Here is a 16,716-nt window from a genome sequence, read left to right as displayed (position 1 = left end):
CGGACGGCTCAGCGGTGCGCGGCGCCGGTCTCGACGGCGTGGGCGCCGGCGGCGGCGTGCTCGACGGCGGGACGGGTGTGGATGGCGGTGGTGTCCACGGTGTCGCTGCGGCCCAGGAACGCCTTGGGGATCAGGAAGGCCACGGTGGCCAGGGCCAGCGCGATCAGGCCGGGGACCCAGACCGTCTCGAGCGTCCAGAAGCCCATGGCGTAGAGGCAGCCGAGGAACGCGCCGAAGGCGACGATGAAGGCGATCAGGGAACCCCAGACGCCGCCCACGTTGGAGTGGTCGATGGCCTTGCCGTTGCGGATCACGTGATGCTCCTTCGGTGCGGTCCCGACCGGGGCGGACGCCCGGCCGAAGTGATGCGAGTCAGTCGGATCCCAGGATAGCAAGCGCGGAGCTGGCCCCGATCCGGGTGGCGCCGGCCTCGATCATCGCCAGGGCGTCCGCGCGGGTGCGCACCCCGCCGGAGGCCTTCACGCCGATGCGCTCGCCCACGGTGCGGCGCATCAGCGCGACGTGCTCGACGGTGGCGCCCGCGGTGGAGAAGCCCGTGGAGGTCTTCACGAAGTCCGCCCCGGCCTCGACCGCGGCCTCGCAGGCCAGGACGATCGCGTCGTCGTCCAGCAGGGCGGTCTCCACGATCACCTTGAGCAGCGCCCCGCCGTCGCCCGCGGGGCCGTCCGCGTGCGCGGCCTCGGCCACGGCGCGGACGTCCGAGACGAGCCGGGCGCGGTCCCCGGCACGGGCCGCGGCGACGTCGAGGACCATGTCCACCTCGTCCGCGCCGGCGTCGATCGCCTGCCGGGCCTCGAAGGCCTTGACCTCCGAGGCGTTGGCGCCGAGGGGGAAGCCGATCACGGTGCAGGTCAGCACGTCCGAGCCCGCGAGCTCGGCGGCCACCAGCGGCACCCACACGGGGTTGATGCACACGCTCTTGACCCCGGCCTCGCGGGACTCGGCCACGAGGCGGCGCACGTCCGCCTCCGAGGTGTCGGCCTTCAGGGCGGTCGCGTCGATGTACTTCGCCAGCTCGGCGGTGGTGAGGGAGACGGTCATGTCCGCCAGCCTACCGAGGCTCAGCCGCCCACGAGGGCCGTCACCTCGGCGCGCAGCGCCTCGAGCCGCTCGGCGGCCGCGGCCGGGTCGGCGTCCCGGGTGCCGAGGTAGCACTTGAGCTTCGGCTCGGTGCCGGACGGGCGCACGAGGACGCGGGTGCCGGAGTCGGTGGCGAACAGCAGCGCGTCCGTCGGCGGCAGCCCGTCCCCGCCGGCGGCCAGGTCCCGGCGCACGGTGACCGGCTCGCCCGCGAGCGTGGCCGGCGCCTGCTGACGCAGGGCCGCCATGGTGCGGGCGATCAGGGACAGGTCCGCCACGCGGACCGAGACCTGGGCGCTGGGCATGGCGCCGGTGACCGCGTCGACGTCGGCCAGGGCGTCCGTCAGGCCGCGTCCCTGCGCCGTGAGGCCGGCGGCCAGCTCCGCGGCCAGGAGGGCGGCCGTGATGCCGTCCTTGTCCCGCACCATGTCCGGGTCCACGCAGTAGCCGAGGGCCTCCTCGTAGCCGAAGCCGAGGTCCGGGGCGCGGGAGATCCACTTGAAGCCGGTCAGCGTGACGTGGTGCCTCACCCCGTTCGCCTCCGCCAGAGCGGCCAGCTGCGGGGAGGAGACCACGGAGTTCGCGGCGCTGCGGCCCGCCGCGTGCAGGGCCGGCATCGCGTGCGCGCCCAGCAGCGTCCCGACGGCGTCGCCCGAGAGCATCCGCCACGTGCGGGTGCCGTCCGCGTCGGTGACCGGCGCGGCCAGGGCCAGGCGGTCGGCGTCGGGGTCGTTGGCGATCACCAGGTCCGCGTCCACCTCGGCGGCCAGGGCGAGGGCGAGGTCCATCGCCCCCGGCTCCTCCGGGTTGGGGAACGCGACCGTGGGGAAGGCCGGGTCCGGGGCGGCCTGCTCGGCCACCACATGGACGGGGCCGAAGCCGGCGTCCTCGAGCAGACCCGGGACCACGGCGCCGCCCACCCCGTGCAGGGGCGTGTAGACCACGCGCAGGGCGCGGTGGCCGTGCCGGTCGTCGTCGAGCACGCCGAGGGCCGCCGCACGGTAGGCCTCCAGCAGGTCCGGCCCGGCCACGGTCCAGCCGTCCTCGGCGAGCGGGATGTCCGCGGTCCACGCCGCATGGTCGATGCGGGCGGCGATCTCCGCGTCCGCGGGGGAGACGATCTGCGCCCCCCGGCCCGCCTCGTCCGTGAGCCGCCCGCCGAGGTAGACCTTGTAGCCGTTGTCCGCGGGCGGGTTGTGACTGGCCGTGACCATCACGCCCGCGTCCGCGCTGAGATGGCGCACCGCGAAGGCGAGCACCGGCGTCGGCAGCGGGTCCGGCAGCAGGACGGTCTGCACGCCCGCGGCCGTCAGGACGGCGGCCGTGTCCGCGGCGAAGGCGGCCGAACCGCGCCGCGCGTCGTACCCGACGACGGCCAGCGGCGGGGCCGCGTCCCGTCCGACGCCGTCCCACAGGTGGGCGGCCAGACCCGCCGCGGTGCGGCGCACCACGAGCCGGTTCATGCGGGACTCGCCCGGGCCCTCCTCGGCGCGCAGGCCGGCGGTGCCGAAGGCGAGCGGCCCGGCGAAGCGGGCGGCGAGCGCCGCCCGGGCGGCCGCGGCCTCCGGGCCGACGCCGGCGGCTGCGTCGAGCTCGGCGCGCAGGGTGTCCCGGTGCGCGGGGTCGGGGTCCTCCGCCGCCCACCGCTCAGCCCGGGCGAGGACGTCCTCCGGGAGCGCGGCGACGTCGTCGTGCGGGGGATGCGCGGGCATCAGAGCCGCCCCACGATGTCCGCGAGCAGGCGCGCGATGCGCGGGCCGGCGGCCTGGCCGGCCTCGACGACCTCGGCGTGGGACAGCGGCGTCTCCGAGATGCCGGCGCCGAGGTTGGTCACCAGCGAGATGCCGAACACCTCCAGCCCGGCGTGACGGGCCGCGATCGCGTCCAGTGCCGTGGACATGCCGACGAGATCGCCGCCGAGGGTGCGCGCCATCCGCACCTCGGCGGGGGTCTCGTACTGCGGGCCGGCGAACTGGACGTACACGCCCTCGCGCAGGGACGGGTCCACCTCACGGGCGATCGCGCGCAGCCGCGGGGAGTAGAGGTCGGTCAGGTCCACGAACGTGGCGCCGGCGAGCGGGGTGGCGCCGGTGAGGTTGATGTGGTCCGCGATCAGGACGGGGGTGCCCGGGGCGATCTCCGGGTCCAGGCCGCCGCAGCCGTTGGTCAGCACCACGGTGCGCGCCCCGGCGGCGGCGGCGGTGCGGACGGTGTGCGCCACGGCCTGGGCGTCGCGGGACTCGTAGAAGTGCGTGCGCGAGCCGAAGACAAGGGCGTGCGTGCCGTCCGGCAGTCGGACCGAGCGGATCACCGCGTTGTGGCCGGGCACCTTCGGGGCGTGGAAGCCGGGCACCTCGGCCAGCGGCACGGCGGCGACCTCGTCGCCGATCAGGCCGGCGGCCTCGCCCCAGCCGGAGCCGAGGACGACGGCGACGCGGTGCTCCGCCACGCCCGTCGCCCGGGCGATGGTGTCGGCGGCCGCGCGGGCCTCGGCGAAGCCCGGATGGTCGCCGGTCACGGGGGAGTCGGGGGAGGGGATGCTGGTCTGGTCGGTCACGTCGTGGAGTCTAGGCGGTGTCCCGTGAGCGCGGGCTAGGACTTTCCCGTCCGCGGCGGACACAATGGAGCCCGTGAGCGAGGAAAACAGCACCTTCATCCCGTCCCTGACCATCATCGGCGGCGGCCCCGGCGGCTACGAGGCCGCCATGGTGGCCGCGAAGCTGGGCGCCCGCGTGACCCTGGTCGAGCGCCAGGGGCTGGGCGGCGCGGCCGTCCTCACGGACGTGGTCCCCTCCAAGACGCTGATCGCCGCCGCCGACTCGATGCGCCGCGTGGGCGCCTCCGTGGACCTGGGCGTCGACCTCGGTGGGGCCGACGTCCACGCGGACATGGGCCGGGTCGGCCACCGCATCCTGAACCTGGCCCACGAGCAGTCCTCGGACATCCGCGCGGGCCTCGAGCGGGTCGGCGTCCGGGTGATCGACGGCGTGGGCCGCGTCGTCGGCCCCCACGAGGTGTCCGTCCGCGCCCTCGACGACGCCGACGCCGGCGCCGAGCCCGAGATCATCACCTCGGACGCGATCCTCGTGGCCGTCGGCGCGAGCCCCCGCGAGCTGCCCACCGCCGTCCCGGACGGCGAGCGGATCTTCAACTGGAAGCAGGTCTACAACCTCAAGGAGCTGCCCGAGCACCTGATCGTCGTGGGCTCCGGCGTCACCGGCGCCGAGTTCGCCTCGGCCTACAACCGCCTCGGCGCCAAGGTCACCCTCGTCTCCTCGCGCGACCGCGTGCTCCCCGGCGAGGACGCCGACGCCGCCGAACTGCTCGAGAAGGTCTTCGAGGGCAACGGCCTCAGGGTGGTCTCCCGCTCCCGGGCCGAGTCCGTCGAGCGGACCGAGACCGGCGTGCGCGTGCACCTCTCCGGCGAGGGCGCCGAGGACACCCCGTCGATCGAGGGCTCCCACGCGCTGGTGGCCGTCGGCGGCGTGCCGAACACGGCGGGCCTCGGCCTCGACGACGTGGGCGTGAAGCTGACCGGCTCCGGCCACGTGCTCGTGGACGGCGTCTCCCGCACGTCCGTGCCGAGCATCTACGCGGCGGGCGACTGCACGGGCAAGCTCGCCCTCGCCTCGGTGGCGGCCATGCAGGGGCGCATCGCCGTCGCCCACCTGCTCGGCGACGCCCTCAAGCCGCTGCGCCCGCACCTGCTGGCCTCGAACATCTTCACCTCGCCGGAGATCGCCACCGTGGGCGTCACGCAGGCGCAGGTGGACTCCGGCCAGTACCAGGCGGACGTGCTGCGCCTGGACTTCCACACCAACCCCCGCGCCAAGATGTCCGGCGCGGAGGAGGGGTTCGTGAAGATCTTCGCGCGACAGGGCTCCGGCACCGTGATCGGCGGCGTGGTGGTCTCGCCGCGCGCGTCCGAGCTGATCTACGCGCTCGCGCTCGCGGTCACGCACAAGCTGCACGTGGACGACCTCGCGGACACCTTCACCGTGTACCCGTCCATGTCCGGGTCGATCGCGGAGGCGGCCCGCCGCCTGCACGTGCGCATCTGACCCAGAGACGACTTTCGGTCGTGAGATAGGGCCTATCTCACGACCGAAAGCGTCCATTCCCCCGATGTCACGTTCGAAAGTGCGGGCGTGGGGCGCGGGGGGAGCGCCGGGGGCCGGCCGGGGTCAGCGTGCGGCGCGGCGCTCGCGGGCCGAGGTGACGGTGTCGAGGTCCGTGTGGCGGGTCTCGGGGGAGAGGGCCAGCGCGATGACGGTGATCGCCGAGGCGGCGGCCAGGTAGTAGCCGACGTAGGAGACGTCGAACTTCTGCACCAGCCAGGCGGCGATGAACGGGGTCAGCGCGGCGCCGAGGATGGAGGACACGTTGTAGGCGATGCCGGAGCCGGTGTAGCGCGTGTTCGTGGGGAACAGCTCGGGCAGCACCGCGGACATCGGCCCGAAGGTCAGGCCCATGAGCGTCATGCCCGTGGCCAGGAACGCCAGCATCAGCGGCACGTTCAGCTCCGCGCCCACGCCCATGTTCTCCGGCGAGAGCCACAGGCCGAACGAGAGGCCGAACAGCACCATGAGCACCGAGATCACGATCAGGGTGGGGCGGCGGCCGAAGCGGTCAGCCAGCAGGCCGGAGACCGGCACGAACGCCGCGAAGAACAGGATGCCGACCAGCTGCAGCACGAGGAACTCGGCGTAGGGGACACCCAGGAAGCCGTTGGCCGGCTTGCCGATCGCGTAGGAGAGGATCCACGTGGTCATCAGGTAGAAGAGCACGTAGGTGGCGTACATGACGAAGGTGCCCAGGATCAGCTCCCACCAGTTGCGGCGGAAGACCTCGCCCAGCGGCGCCTTCACACGCTGGTCGCGGTCGAGGGCGCGCTGGAAGACCGGGGTCTCCTCGAGCTTGACGCGGACGTAGAGGCCCACGGCCACCATCACGATCGAGAGCAGGAACGGCACGCGCCACACCCACGTGAGGAACGGGCCGTCGAGCACCGGGTTCGTGGAGTCGTGGTCGAAGCCGAGCACGAGCGCGAGGAACAGGCCGTTGGCCAGCAGGAAGCCGATCGGCGCGCCGAGCTGCGGCCACATGGCCGCCTGCGCGCGCTTGCCGTCCTTGGCGTACTCGGTGGCCAGCAGGGCGGCGCCGGACCACTCGCCGCCGAGCCCCAGACCCTGGAAGAAGCGCAGCAGCGTCAGCATGGCCGGCGCCCACAGGCCGATCTGGTAGTACGTGGGCAGCAGGCCGATGAGGAACGTCGCGATGCCCATGGTCAGCAGCGAGCCGATGAGCGTGGTCTTGCGGCCCACGCGATCGCCCAGGTGGCCGAAGACGACGGCGCCCAGCGGCCGGGCGACGAACGCCGCGCCGAAGGTGGCCATGGAGGCCAGCAGGGCCGTGTTGTCGTCGCCGCCCGCGAAGAAGATCAGCGGGAACACCGAGACGGCGGCCGTGGCGTAGATGTAGAAGTCGTAGAACTCGATCGAGGTGCCCACGAGCGAGGCGATGATGACCCGCGATCGGGGCACCTCCTGCGCGGCGGCGACCGCGTCCGACGTGACATCGGGGGTGGCGGTGGGGGCGCCCGGGTTCGCGGGCGGGGTGGAGTGGGACATGGTGTCTCCCTGGTATGACGGGCACAGGGGGTCGCGAACGACCACGATGTGAGACGAAGATGCGTGTCAGGTTAAGCCTCGTCGCGCCGATCTGCGAGAGTCATGTCCCCGTCGTCCACCATGTGGAACCAGCCCACGACGCCGACGCTCCGCGCCGTCGTCGCCGGCGGCTCACTCCGCGTCGGCGATGGTGGCGATCACCGTGCCGGCCGTGACCGTCTGGCCCGGCTCGACCTCGAGACCGCTGACCACGCCCGCGCGGTGGGCCGCGAGCGGCTGCTCCATCTTCATGGCCTCCACGACCACGATCAGGTCCCCTTCGGCCACGGTCTGGCCGTTCTCGGCGGCGACCTTCACCACGGTGCCCTGCATCGGGGCGGTCAGCGCGTCCGTGCTGACGGCCGCGGCCACCGGTGCGCCGCGCTTGCCGCGGGGCCGGCGTCGTCCCGCACCGGCCCGCTGGGCGGCGCCGGAGATCGTGTGCAGGGCCTCGCCCCACGTGGGCAGGGTGACGTCCACGCGCTTGCCGTTGACCTCCACGGTCACGGTGTGGCGTGCCTCGCGGGGGGCCGGCTCGGCCGGGGTGAGGGCGCTCGGCTCGATGTGGTTCGCGAACTCCGTCTCGATCCACCGGGTGTGCACCGAGAACGGCTCCTCCGAGCCGGCGATCTCGGGGGCGAAGGCGGGGTCGCGCACCACGGCGCGGTGGAAGGGCAGCACCGAGGGCATGCCGACGATCTCGGCCTCGCGCAGGGCGCGGGCGGCGCGCTGCAGGGCCTGGCGGCGGTCCGCGCCGGTGACGATCAGCTTGGCGACCATGGAGTCGAAGGCCCCGGAGACGGCCTCGCCCTCCACCACGCCGGAGTCCACGCGCACGCCCGGGCCGCTGGGCATGCGGAACGTGGTGAGCCGGCCGGGGGCGGGCAGGAAGTTGCGGCCCGGGTCCTCGCCGTTGAGGCGGAACTCGATCGAGTGGCCGCGGGGCCGCGGGTCCGTGTAGCCGAGGGCCTCGCCGCGGGCCAGGCGGAACTGCTCGCGCACGAGGTCGATGCCGGTGATCTCCTCGGAGACCGGGTGCTCCACCTGCAGGCGCGTGTTCACCTCGAGGAAGGAGATGGTGCCGTCCTGGCCCACGAGGAACTCGCACGTGCCCGCACCGACGTAGCCGGCCTCCTGCAGGATCGCCTTGGAGGACTCCACGAGGCGGGCGTTCTGCTCGTCCGTGAGGAACGGCGCCGGGGCCTCCTCCACGAGCTTCTGGTTGCGGCGCTGCAGCGAGCAGTCGCGGGTGGAGATCACGACGACGTCGCCGTGCACGTCCGCCAGGCACTGCGTCTCCACGTGGCGCGGCTTGTCCAGGAAGCGCTCCACGAAGCACTCGCCCCGGCCGAACGCGGCCACGGCCTCACGGACCGCGGACTCATAGAACTCGGGGATCTCCTCGCGCGTGCGGGCCACCTTGATGCCGCGGCCGCCGCCGCCGTAGGCCGCCTTGATGGCCACCGGCAGGCCGAACTCGTCCGCGAACGCGACGACCTCCTCCGTGCCGGTCACGGGGGAGGTGGTGCCCGGCGCCAGCGGGGCGCCGACCTTGGTGGCCAGCTGGCGGGCCGAGACCTTGTCGCCCAGCCGGTCGATCGCCTCGGCGGGCGGGCCGATCCACACGAGGCCGGCGTCGGCCACGGCGCGCGCGAAGTCCGCGTTCTCGGAGAGGAAGCCGTAGCCGGGGTGCACGGCGTCCGCGCCCGCGCGCTCGGCGGCGTCGAGGATCTTGCCGATCACCAGATAGGAGTCGGCGGCGGTCTCCCCGCCGAGGGCCACGGCCTCGTCCGCGAGCGTCACGTGCAGGGCGTCCCGGTCCGGCTCGGCGTAGACGGCCACGGAGGTCAGCCCCTCGTCCTGGCAGGCCCGGATGATGCGCACGGCGATCTCGCCGCGGTTGGCGATCAGCACCCGGGAGAACCGGCGCTCCGCCGCGGGGTCGACGGGCGGGACGACCGAGGCCTGCGGTGCGTCGGCGATGCTCATGGGCGATGGACTCCTCGGACGATCACGGCTGGGGGTGCGGGCGCCACGTCCGGGGTCGTGCCCCTCACCCGGTGGGGCGAAAGGCGCGGGACGGCGCCGACTCTGACCAGCACCCTACTCGTTGTGGCGGAACCCTCCGAGGCACGCGGCCCTGTCGCGCCGGATCAGCGCTGCGCGTTGGAGGGTTCCCACAACCGGGTGGAGTCCTGGCCCAGGGCCGCCGTGGCCCGCCGCAGCCACGCCACGGACAGCCCGATCACCGCGTTGGGGTCCCCGTCCACGCCGTCCACGAGGGCCGCGCCCGCGCCGTCGACTGTGAACGCGCCCGCGCAGTGCAGCGGCTCGCCCGTGGCCACGTAGGCCTGGATCTCGGCCTCGGTGACGGCGCCGAAGCGCACGACGGCGGACACCACGCCCGCCTCCGCCGCCATCCCGGACCCGACCCCGGACTCCGGCAGCACCAGGCCCAGCCAGTGGCCCGAGTGCAGCACGCCCTGCCGGCCGGCCTGGGCGCGCCAGCGCTCGACGGCGACCTCGGGCTCATAGGGCTTGCCGTGGGCGCGGCCGTCGAACTCGAACACGGAGTCGCAGCCGAGCACGAGCGTGGGCGCGTCGACGCCGGCGGCCGCCACCCGGGCGGCCACGTCGCGGCCCTTGGCCTCCGCCAGCAGGCCCGCCAGCTCCGCCGGCGACGGGTCGCCCGCCGCCGCGCCCACGGCCGCCTCGTCCACCCCCGAGACGACGACGCGGAACGGCACCCGCGCCCGGGTCAGGACCTCCGCTCGGCCGGGGGAGGCCGAGCCGAGCACCAGCCGCAGGCCCGTGCCGGGGTCGGCCGCGCCGTCGTCGTGCGGGATCACGCGAGCGCCTCCCGCAGGGTGTCCAGGCCCATGCCGCCCAGGCGCAGGGCCCGGGTGTGGAAGGCCTTGAGGTCGAAGTCGGCGCCCTCGGCCTGCTCGTGCTCGGCGCGGATCTGCTCCCAGATGCGCTGGCCCACCTTGTACGCCGGCGCCTGCCCCGGCCAGCCGAGGTAGCGCGTGAACTCGAAGCGGCGCTGGCCCTCGGAGATCCTCAGGTGCTTGGTCAGGAACGCGTAGCCCTTCTCCGGGGTCCACGCGCCGCCGCCCTCGGACTCGGGGGCGTCGAAGCCGCAGTGGTAGCCGATGTCGAACACCACGCGGGCCGCGCGCATGCGCTGCATGTCCAGCATGCCGAGGTGGTCGCCCGGGTCGTCGAGGAAGCCGAGCTCCTCCATGAGCTTCTCCGCGTACAGCGCCCAGCCCTCGCCGTGGCCGGACGTCCAGCAGAAGCTGCGGCGCCACAGGTTGAGGTTTTCCCGGTTCATCATGGCGGTGGCGATCTGCAGGTGATGGCCCGGCACGCCCTCGTGGTAGACCGTGGTGGTCTCCGCCCACGTGGTGAACTCGTCCTCGCCCGGGGGCACGGACCACCACATGCGGCCGGGCCGGGAGAAGTCGTCCGAGGGGCCGGTGTAGTAGATGCCGCCCTCCTGGGTGGGGGCGATCATGCACTCGAGCCGGTCCATCGGGGCCGGGATCTCGAAGTGCTCCTTCATGGCCTCGACCGCGTCGTCGGAGAGCCGCTGCATCCATGTGCGCAGGGCCTCGGTGCCCTTCAGGGTGCGCTCCGGGTCCGCGTCCAGGATCGCGCGCGCCTCCTCGATCGTGGCGCCCGGCCGGATGCGCTCGGCGTCCGCCTGCTGCGCGGCGATGATGCGGGCCAGCTCCTCCTGGCCCCAGCAGTAGGTCTCCTCGAGGTCGATCTCGGCGCCGAGGAAGACGCGCGAGGCCAACCGGTAGTAGTCGATCCCGACGCCGTCCGCCTCCGGGGCGTGCGGGCGCAGCTCGGCCTCGAGCGTGTCCGCGAAGTCGCGGTAGGCCTGCGCGGCGGTGTCCGCGCCGGAGCGGATGCGGGCGGCCAGGGCGTCCTCCACGACGTCGGCTGCCTCGGCCCGCTCGACCAGGCCCGGGAAGAACCCGCCCGCGGCGCCGTGGGCGCGGGCCTGTTCCACCACGATGTCCACCTGGCGCACCGCGGCCACGTGGCCGGCGTCGCGGGAGGCGAGCAGGGACTCCGTGTAGCCGCGCAGGGCGGCCGGCAGGTTCTCGAGGCGGCCGGCGATGTGGCCCCACTGCTCCGCGGTGTCCGTGGGCATGAGGTCGAAGACCGCGCGGATGCCCTGGGCGGGGGAGGCGATGTTGTTCAGCTCGGTGCGGCCGGTCGCGTGGATCTCCCGCTCGAGGCCGATGCGCTCCTGCATGGCCGCCTTCGTGACGCGGTCCGTCTCATCCTGCGGCTCGAGCGCGGCCAGGTCCTCGAGCAGGCGGGCGTTGAGCTCGTCGTCGGCGCGGGCGCCGGCGGGGGAGAAGTCCGTGTACTCGGTCTCCCGACCCGGGAAGCCGAGCTCGGTGGCGGTGTCCGGATGCAGGGCGAGGAGGTCGGTCACGTAGCGCTCGGCGAGCGCGTCGATGGCGGACGGGGTGCGGGCGCCGTCGGCGGCGGCCTCGGAGGTGTGCTGGGTCATACCGGCACTCTAGGCGCTGGCGCCCGCCCCCCGGCTCACTGCGGGCCCGCGCCCTGACGCCACTGGCCGCGGCCGGGCCGGGCCCACAGGCCCAGGTCGCCGCGACGGCGGAGCGTGCGGTCCAGGGGACGGGGGTCGGCGGCCGCGGCGGCGAGCCGGGCGGCTTCGGCCCGGGCCGCGGCGGCCGCCTCGAGGACGGCGGCCAGCGCGGCCATCTCCTCCGGCTCCAACTCCGGGCCGCTGAGCTGCAGCGGGTCGGCCGGCGCCGGCGTGGCCTGCGTCGACTCGTCGTTCTCGTCCGGGACGCCCGGACCCAGCAGGGCGCTCACAGCGGCATGTTCCCGTGCTTCTTGGCGGGGCGGGCCTCGCGCTTGTGCAGGGTGGCGCGTAGGGCGCGGATGAGCTGGCCGCGGGTGGCGTGCGGGGGCACCACGGCGTCCACGTAGCCCAGCTCGGCGGCCTGGTACGGGTTGAGCAGCTCGGCCTCGTAGTCGGCCACGATCTCGGCCCGGCGCGCGTCGACGTCGCCGCCCGCCTCCGCCGTCGCCTTCAGGTCGCGCCGGTACAGGATGTTCACGGCGCCCTGGGCGCCCATCACGCCGATCTGCGCGCTCGGCCAGGCCAGGTTCAGGTCCGCGCCGAGCTTCTTGGAGCCCATCACGATGTACGCGCCGCCGAAGGCCTTGCGCGTGATCACGGTCAGCTTCGGCACGGTGGCCTCGGCGTAGGCGTAGATCAGCTTGGCGCCGCGGCGGATGATGCCGTTGAACTCCTGGTCCGTGCCGGGCAGGAACCCGGGCACGTCCACGAGGGTGATGATCGGGATGTTGAACGCGTCGCAGAAGCGCACGAACCGCGCGGCCTTCTCCGAGGCGGCGATGTCCAGGGTGCCGGCGAACTGCATCGGCTGGTTCGCGACGACGCCCACGCTCATGCCGTCCAGGCGGGCCAGGCCGGTGATCACGTTGGGCGCGTACAGCTCCTGCAGCTGCAGCAGGTGGCCCTCGTCCACGATCGAGGCGATGACCTCGAGCATGTCGTAGGGCTGGTTGGCGGAGTCCGGGACGATCTCGTCCAGGGCCAGGTCCTCGTCCGTGGGCTCCGGGTCCGCGGCCTCGAAGGTCGGGGCCTCCGCGAGGTTGTTGGAGGGCAGCAGCTCGAGCAGCTCCTGCACGTAGGCGATCGCGTCCTCCTCCGAGGAGGCCATGTAGTGGGCGGTGCCGGAGGTGGCGTTGTGCGAGCGGGCGCCGCCGAGGGTCTCCATGTCCACGTCCTCGCCCGTGACGGTCTTGATCACGTCCGGGCCGGTGATGAACATGTGCGAGGTCTGGTCCACCATCACCACGACGTCCGTCAGCGCCGGCGAATAGGCCGCGCCGCCGGCGGAGGGGCCCATGATCAGCGAGATCTGCGGGATCATGCCCGAGGCCAGGACGTTGTTCCGGAAGATGTCTGCGAACTGGGCGAGGGAGGCCACGCCCTCCTGGATGCGCGCGCCGCCGCCGTCGAGGATGCCGATCACGGGGCAGCCGTTGCGCGCGGCGAACTCCTGGACCTTCACGATCTTCTGGCCGTTGCGCTCGGACAGCGAGCCGCCGAACACGGTGAAGTCCTGGGAGTAGACGGCCACTTGGCGCCCGTCCACGGTGCCGAAGCCGGACACCAGGCCGTCGCCTGCCGGGTGCTTGGCGTCCATACCGAACACGGTGGTGCGGTGCACGGCCAGCGCGTCCAGCTCCACGAAGGAGCCCTCGTCCAGGAGGAGGTCGATCCGCTCGCGCGCGGTGTGCTTGCCGCGCGCGTGCTGGCGCTCGACGGCGTCCGGGCCGCCGGGCGCGGCCGTCGCCTCGAGCCGCCGATGCAGGTCGGCCAGCCGGCCGGCCGTGGTGGTCAGATCGGGATCGGTCACACGTCCTCCTTGTGGTGGTCCGCCAGATGCGGAGGCTCAGTCGGCCAGTCTACGGGCCGCCGCGGACGCCCTCGGTTGGAGGAAGCCCACAAACGGCGGGGACGTCGGCCCGGGCCGCCCCTTCGCGCGTCCCGGCGGTGGATCGGCCCGCCCGGCCCGCCCCCGGGAACGCCGTGTATATCTAGGGACATGCACCCCGACGACGCCCCCACACCGGACCTGACCTGGCTGGACTCCGCCGGCTCCACGCAGGATGAACTCCTCGCGCGGCTGGACCGCGAGGGGCACCGGCACGGTGCGGCCGTGGCCACCGCGGACCAGCGGGCCGGCCGGGGACGGCACTCCCGCGTGTGGAGCGCCGCGCCGGGGGCGGCGCTCGCCCTGTCCGTGTACCTGCGTCCCGAGTCCGGCGGGGTGCCGGTCTCCCCGGCCCACCTGAGCTGGCTCTCGCTCGTCGCCTCCGCCACGGTCGCCGAGCGCCTCGCGGCCCGGGGCGTCCCGACGCACGTGAAGTGGCCGAACGACGTGCTCGCCACCGACGGGCGCAAGCTGTGCGGCGTGCTGGCCACGGTGGCGCTGTCCTCGGACGGCAAGGGGCCCGGCGTCGTCGTCGGGATGGGCGTGAACCTGGACCACCGCGGGGCCGCCCCGGTGGACACCGCCACGGACCTGGCGGAGTGGATCGGCGCGGACGCCGTGCCCGCCCCCCGGGACCTCGCGGTCGAGCTGCGCGACGCCGTCGTGGCGGCCGTGGACCGCTTCGCGGCGGGCGTGGCGGGACAGACGGCGGCCGTGGACGGACGCCACCCCGCCGTGGCGGCCGTGGCAGACCGGCTCTCCACGCTGGGCCGCGCGGTGCGCGCCGAGCTGCCCGGCGGCGGCGTGCTGGAGGGCACGGCCGTGGGCCTCGGCCCCGGTGGCACCCTGCGCGTGAAGCGCGTCACACCGGACCGTGGCACAATCGAGACCGAGGTCAGTGCGGGGGACGTGGCCCACCTGCGCGGAGACGTCCATCGCGGCGCATGACACACCCGTCCCGGTCAGGAGGTGACCGCCGTGCGACTCGAGCCCGGTGAGCAGGTGATGGTCCGCACCCGCACCCACCCGCGCGCGCTGCTGCGCCCGGCCGCGGTCCTCGTGGCCGTCGCGTTCCTGCTCGGCCTGGCCGTCGGCGTGCTCGCACGCCCCGACCTGCCCGGGATCGTCGCCGCGAACCGCGCCGTGCTCGAGGCGGCCGCGTGGGTGGTCGCGGCGCTCGTCCTGCTCCCCGGCACCGTCCGCCCGCTGTGGCGCTGGGTCTTCCGGCGCACCGTGCTCACCGACCGCCGCATCCTCCAGGGCGCCGGCGTCGGCGGCTCCGGTGCCGCCATGCCGCTCGTGTCCATCGCCGACGTGCAGCGGCGCCGCCGCGGCTCGGGTGCCGGAGACCTGCACATCCTCTTCCAGGAGCCCGCCCGCCAGGTCCACTGGCGGCTGCGTGACGTCCCCGAGGCCGCGCGCTTCGAGAAGGCCCTGGCTCACCTGACCCGCCAGGCCCGCGCCGCGACCTGGCCCGCCCCCGTCCCGACAGGAGACCTCCGATGAGCCGTCCGGAGACACCGGACACCGCACCGCTGCCGATCGTCCCGCCGGCCGAGGACACGACCGCCCGCGACGCCGAGGCACGGCCCGCCGGCTGGACGAGCGCGATGCGCACGCTCGACGCCGGCCTGGTGGTGGGCCCGCGCGCCTACACCTCGCGGGAGGTGGCGCAGCGCCTCGGCGTCTCGATGGCCTCCGCCCGGAAGATCTGGCGTGCGCTGGGCTATCCGACGTCGCCGGAGGGGCACAAGGCCTTCACCGAGGCGGACATCGAGGCGTTCGAGTCCGTGCTCACGCTCGTACGCTCGGGGACGCTGAACGAGGACACCGCCATCTCGCTGGCCCGCTCGATCGGGCAGATGACGGACCGCATGGTGGTGTGGCAGATCGAGGCGCTCGTGGAGGACAAGATCGCCTCCGAGGGCCTGACGGACCCGGAGGCACGGCGGGCCGTCGTCGACATGCTCCCGGACATGGTCGGACCGCTCGAGAAGGCCATGCGGATCGTCTATCGGCGCCAGCTCAACCGCGCCGTCCAGCGCCTGACCGTGCGCGTGGAGGCCGGGCTGGCGGCCAGCGCCCAGGGCCGCGACGGCTCCGAGTCGGATGCGCCGCTGCCGCTGGCCCGCGCCGTCGGCTTCGCGGACATGGTCTCCTACACGACGCTCTCCCGGACCATGGACGACCGGACGCTGGCCCGCATGGTGCTGCGCTTCGAGTCCCTCGCCGCGGAGACCATCTCGGCCGGCGGCGGCTGGCTCGTGAAGACCATCGGCGACGAGGTCATGTTCAACGCCGAGACCCCCGAGGCCGGCGCCGCGATCGCGCTCTCCCTGGCCGAGACCATCGCCGCGGACGAGGAGCTGCCCTCGGCGCGCGTCGCCCTGACATGGGGACGGGTGCTCTCCCGCATGGGGGACATCTACGGGCCCACCGTGAACCTCGCCGCGCGGCTGACGTCCCTGGCCGATCCGGGTACCGTGCTCGTGGACGCCATGACCGCTGCGGCCCTGTCCCGGGACGAGCGCTTCGTGCTCGTCCCGCAGCCGCCCAGGATCGTCCGCGGGTTCGGAGAGGTCCGCCCCTCCCTGCTCTTGGACGGGTCGGCCCAGACCCTGCTCGCCGACTGATCGAGGACCCCGTGGACCCCCGCCCCGAGACCCCGTCCGCGCCGCGGCCCCAGGCCGCGGGCGCCACCCACGTGGGCGCCGTCCGCGACCTGAACGAGGACGCGTGGACCCTCGTCGGGGAGCCGCTGGTGCTCGCCGCCGTGGCCGACGGCATGGGCGGGCACGAGGCCGGCGAGGTGGCCTCGGCCGCCGCGATCGAGACCCTGCGCCGCCGCGCCCCCGAGGTGCTCGCCCCGGGCACGGCCCACACGCCCCAGGAGCTCGGCCACCTGATCCACGAGGCGGACGCCGCCGTCGTCGAGGCCGGGCTGGGGCGCTCCGGCACCACCCTGACCGTCCTGGCCTGCCTGGACACGGAGCGCGGCCGCTGGGCCGTGGCGAACGTCGGCGACTCCCGGGTGTACCTGCGGCCCGTCGGCTCGCCGGTGCTCCAGCAGCTCACGGTGGACCACTCGGCGGTCCAGATGCTCGTCGACGCGGGGGAGCTCACCCCCGCCGAAGCCCGCGTCCACCCGCGCCGCAACGTCATCACCCGCGCGCTCGGCTCGCGCGAGGCGCTCACGGTGGACGTGGCCGAGGTCCCCCTCGCCTCCGGGGACCTCGTCCTGCTGTGCAGCGACGGCCTGACCGGCGAGCTGCTGGACGAGGAGATCCGCGCGCTGATCGACGACGCCGACACCCTCGAGGACGCCCTCGAGAAGCTCATCGGCGCCGCCCTGTGGCGCGGCGGCCGGGACAACATCACGGCGGTGCTCGTGCGCATCCCCTGACCCGGGTGCGCCGTCCGGGACG

At 74.3% G+C, this 16,716-nt stretch carries 15 protein-coding genes; 5 read left to right on the top strand and 10 right to left on the bottom strand.

Going from position 1 to position 16,716, the window contains the following annotated elements; all coding sequences use genetic code 11:
• Positions 1 to 8: 8 nt before the first annotated feature.
• The 4 genes from ACZ1IK_RS02020 to ACZ1IK_RS02005 are packed head-to-tail and all read right to left on the bottom strand — an operon-like array spanning position 9 to position 3,658.
• Complete coding sequence (locus ACZ1IK_RS02020) at positions 9 to 314, bottom strand: hypothetical protein (protein WP_041103886.1); 306 nt, start codon at positions 312 to 314, stop codon at positions 9 to 11.
• A 58-nt stretch (positions 315 to 372) separates the two neighbouring features.
• Entirely contained in the window at positions 373 to 1,062 is a 690-nt protein-coding gene (deoC, locus tag ACZ1IK_RS02015) for a deoxyribose-phosphate aldolase (RefSeq protein WP_041103884.1), read from the bottom strand.
• Between the two features lie 20 nt (positions 1,063 to 1,082).
• Positions 1,083 to 2,813, bottom strand: coding sequence for a phospho-sugar mutase (locus tag ACZ1IK_RS02010; protein WP_041103882.1), 1,731 nt, complete (start codon positions 2,811 to 2,813; stop codon positions 1,083 to 1,085).
• Positions 2,813 to 3,658, bottom strand: coding sequence for a purine-nucleoside phosphorylase (locus tag ACZ1IK_RS02005; RefSeq protein ID WP_052520063.1), 846 nt, complete (start codon positions 3,656 to 3,658; stop codon positions 2,813 to 2,815). Before ACZ1IK_RS02005 ends, ACZ1IK_RS02010 begins: the two co-directional genes overlap by 1 nt.
• Before the next feature lie 64 nt (positions 3,659 to 3,722).
• Here ACZ1IK_RS02005 and ACZ1IK_RS02000 point away from each other — a divergent pair, with 64 nt between their 5' ends.
• Positions 3,723 to 5,162, top strand: a complete 1,440-nt coding sequence (locus ACZ1IK_RS02000; RefSeq protein ID WP_052520048.1) for an NAD(P)H-quinone dehydrogenase — start codon at positions 3,723 to 3,725, stop codon at positions 5,160 to 5,162.
• A 123-nt stretch (positions 5,163 to 5,285) separates the two neighbouring features.
• Here the strand turns inward: ACZ1IK_RS02000 and ACZ1IK_RS01995 are convergent, their stop codons facing one another.
• The 6 genes from ACZ1IK_RS01995 to ACZ1IK_RS01970 form a co-directional block, all read right to left on the bottom strand.
• The gene (locus tag ACZ1IK_RS01995) at positions 5,286 to 6,731 is read right to left on the bottom strand and encodes an MFS transporter (protein ID WP_465098272.1); all 1,446 of its coding nucleotides are present in this window, start codon (positions 6,729 to 6,731) and stop codon (positions 5,286 to 5,288) included.
• 171 nt (positions 6,732 to 6,902) lie between these two features.
• On the bottom strand, positions 6,903 to 8,759 hold the full coding sequence (locus ACZ1IK_RS01990; protein WP_465098271.1) for an acetyl/propionyl/methylcrotonyl-CoA carboxylase subunit alpha: 1,857 nt from the start codon (positions 8,757 to 8,759) through the stop codon (positions 6,903 to 6,905).
• 164 nt (positions 8,760 to 8,923) lie between these two features.
• On the bottom strand, positions 8,924 to 9,619 hold the full coding sequence (locus ACZ1IK_RS01985) for a Maf family protein (protein ID WP_465098270.1): 696 nt from the start codon (positions 9,617 to 9,619) through the stop codon (positions 8,924 to 8,926).
• A complete protein-coding gene (locus ACZ1IK_RS01980) occupies positions 9,616 to 11,304 on the bottom strand; it encodes a DUF885 domain-containing protein (RefSeq protein WP_465098269.1) in 1,689 nt (562 codons plus the stop codon). The genes ACZ1IK_RS01985 and ACZ1IK_RS01980 overlap by 4 nt, the downstream gene beginning before the upstream one ends.
• Positions 11,305 to 11,339: 35 nt before the next feature.
• A complete protein-coding gene (locus ACZ1IK_RS01975) occupies positions 11,340 to 11,633 on the bottom strand; it encodes a hypothetical protein (RefSeq protein ID WP_465098268.1) in 294 nt (97 codons plus the stop codon).
• On the bottom strand, positions 11,630 to 13,213 hold the full coding sequence (locus ACZ1IK_RS01970; RefSeq protein WP_465098267.1) for an acyl-CoA carboxylase subunit beta: 1,584 nt from the start codon (positions 13,211 to 13,213) through the stop codon (positions 11,630 to 11,632). Before ACZ1IK_RS01970 ends, ACZ1IK_RS01975 begins: the two co-directional genes overlap by 4 nt.
• 189 nt (positions 13,214 to 13,402) lie before the next feature.
• On the opposite strand from ACZ1IK_RS01970, the gene ACZ1IK_RS01965 reads away from it, so the two are divergent.
• From ACZ1IK_RS01965 to ACZ1IK_RS01950, 4 genes are read left to right on the top strand one after another with little or no spacing between them, the layout of a single operon-like run.
• Positions 13,403 to 14,239 (top strand): biotin--[acetyl-CoA-carboxylase] ligase, encoded by an 837-nt coding sequence (locus ACZ1IK_RS01965; protein ID WP_063188775.1) that lies wholly within the window; start codon positions 13,403 to 13,405, stop codon positions 14,237 to 14,239.
• A 30-nt stretch (positions 14,240 to 14,269) separates the two neighbouring features.
• Positions 14,270 to 14,797, top strand: a complete 528-nt coding sequence (locus tag ACZ1IK_RS01960; RefSeq protein ID WP_465098266.1) for a PH domain-containing protein — start codon at positions 14,270 to 14,272, stop codon at positions 14,795 to 14,797.
• Positions 14,794 to 15,924 (top strand): adenylate/guanylate cyclase domain-containing protein, encoded by a 1,131-nt coding sequence (locus tag ACZ1IK_RS01955; RefSeq protein WP_069941776.1) that lies wholly within the window; start codon positions 14,794 to 14,796, stop codon positions 15,922 to 15,924. The genes ACZ1IK_RS01960 and ACZ1IK_RS01955 overlap by 4 nt, the downstream gene beginning before the upstream one ends.
• An 11-nt stretch (positions 15,925 to 15,935) precedes the next feature.
• Positions 15,936 to 16,694 (top strand): PP2C family protein-serine/threonine phosphatase, encoded by a 759-nt coding sequence (locus ACZ1IK_RS01950; RefSeq protein ID WP_020625514.1) that lies wholly within the window; start codon positions 15,936 to 15,938, stop codon positions 16,692 to 16,694.
• The last annotated feature ends 22 nt before the right edge of the window (positions 16,695 to 16,716 follow it).

The sequence above is a fragment of the Micrococcus sp. CS26 genome (genome assembly GCF_055522295.1).
Note: the sequence above shows the minus strand (reverse complement) of the source record. Positions and strands in the feature narration are given on the sequence as shown.

Bases quoted from the DNA above. Each gene is read 5' to 3' on its own strand.
- deoC (WP_041103884.1), bottom strand. From the start codon at position 1,062: ATGACCGTCTCCCTCACCACCGCCGAGCTGGCGAAGTACATCGACGCG.
- ACZ1IK_RS01995 (WP_465098272.1), bottom strand. From the start codon at position 6,731: ATGTCCCACTCCACCCCGCCCGCGAACCCGGGCGCCCCCACCGCCACC.
- ACZ1IK_RS01965 (WP_063188775.1), top strand. From the start codon at position 13,403: ATGCACCCCGACGACGCCCCCACACCGGACCTGACCTGGCTGGACTCC.
- ACZ1IK_RS01980 (WP_465098269.1), bottom strand. From the start codon at position 11,304: ATGACCCAGCACACCTCCGAGGCCGCCGCCGACGGCGCCCGCACCCCG.
- ACZ1IK_RS02010 (WP_041103882.1), bottom strand. From the start codon at position 2,813: ATGCCCGCGCATCCCCCGCACGACGACGTCGCCGCGCTCCCGGAGGAC.
- ACZ1IK_RS02000 (WP_052520048.1), top strand. From the start codon at position 3,723: ATGGAGCCCGTGAGCGAGGAAAACAGCACCTTCATCCCGTCCCTGACC.
- ACZ1IK_RS01955 (WP_069941776.1), top strand. From the start codon at position 14,794: ATGAGCCGTCCGGAGACACCGGACACCGCACCGCTGCCGATCGTCCCG.
- ACZ1IK_RS01990 (WP_465098271.1), bottom strand. From the start codon at position 8,759: ATGAGCATCGCCGACGCACCGCAGGCCTCGGTCGTCCCGCCCGTCGAC.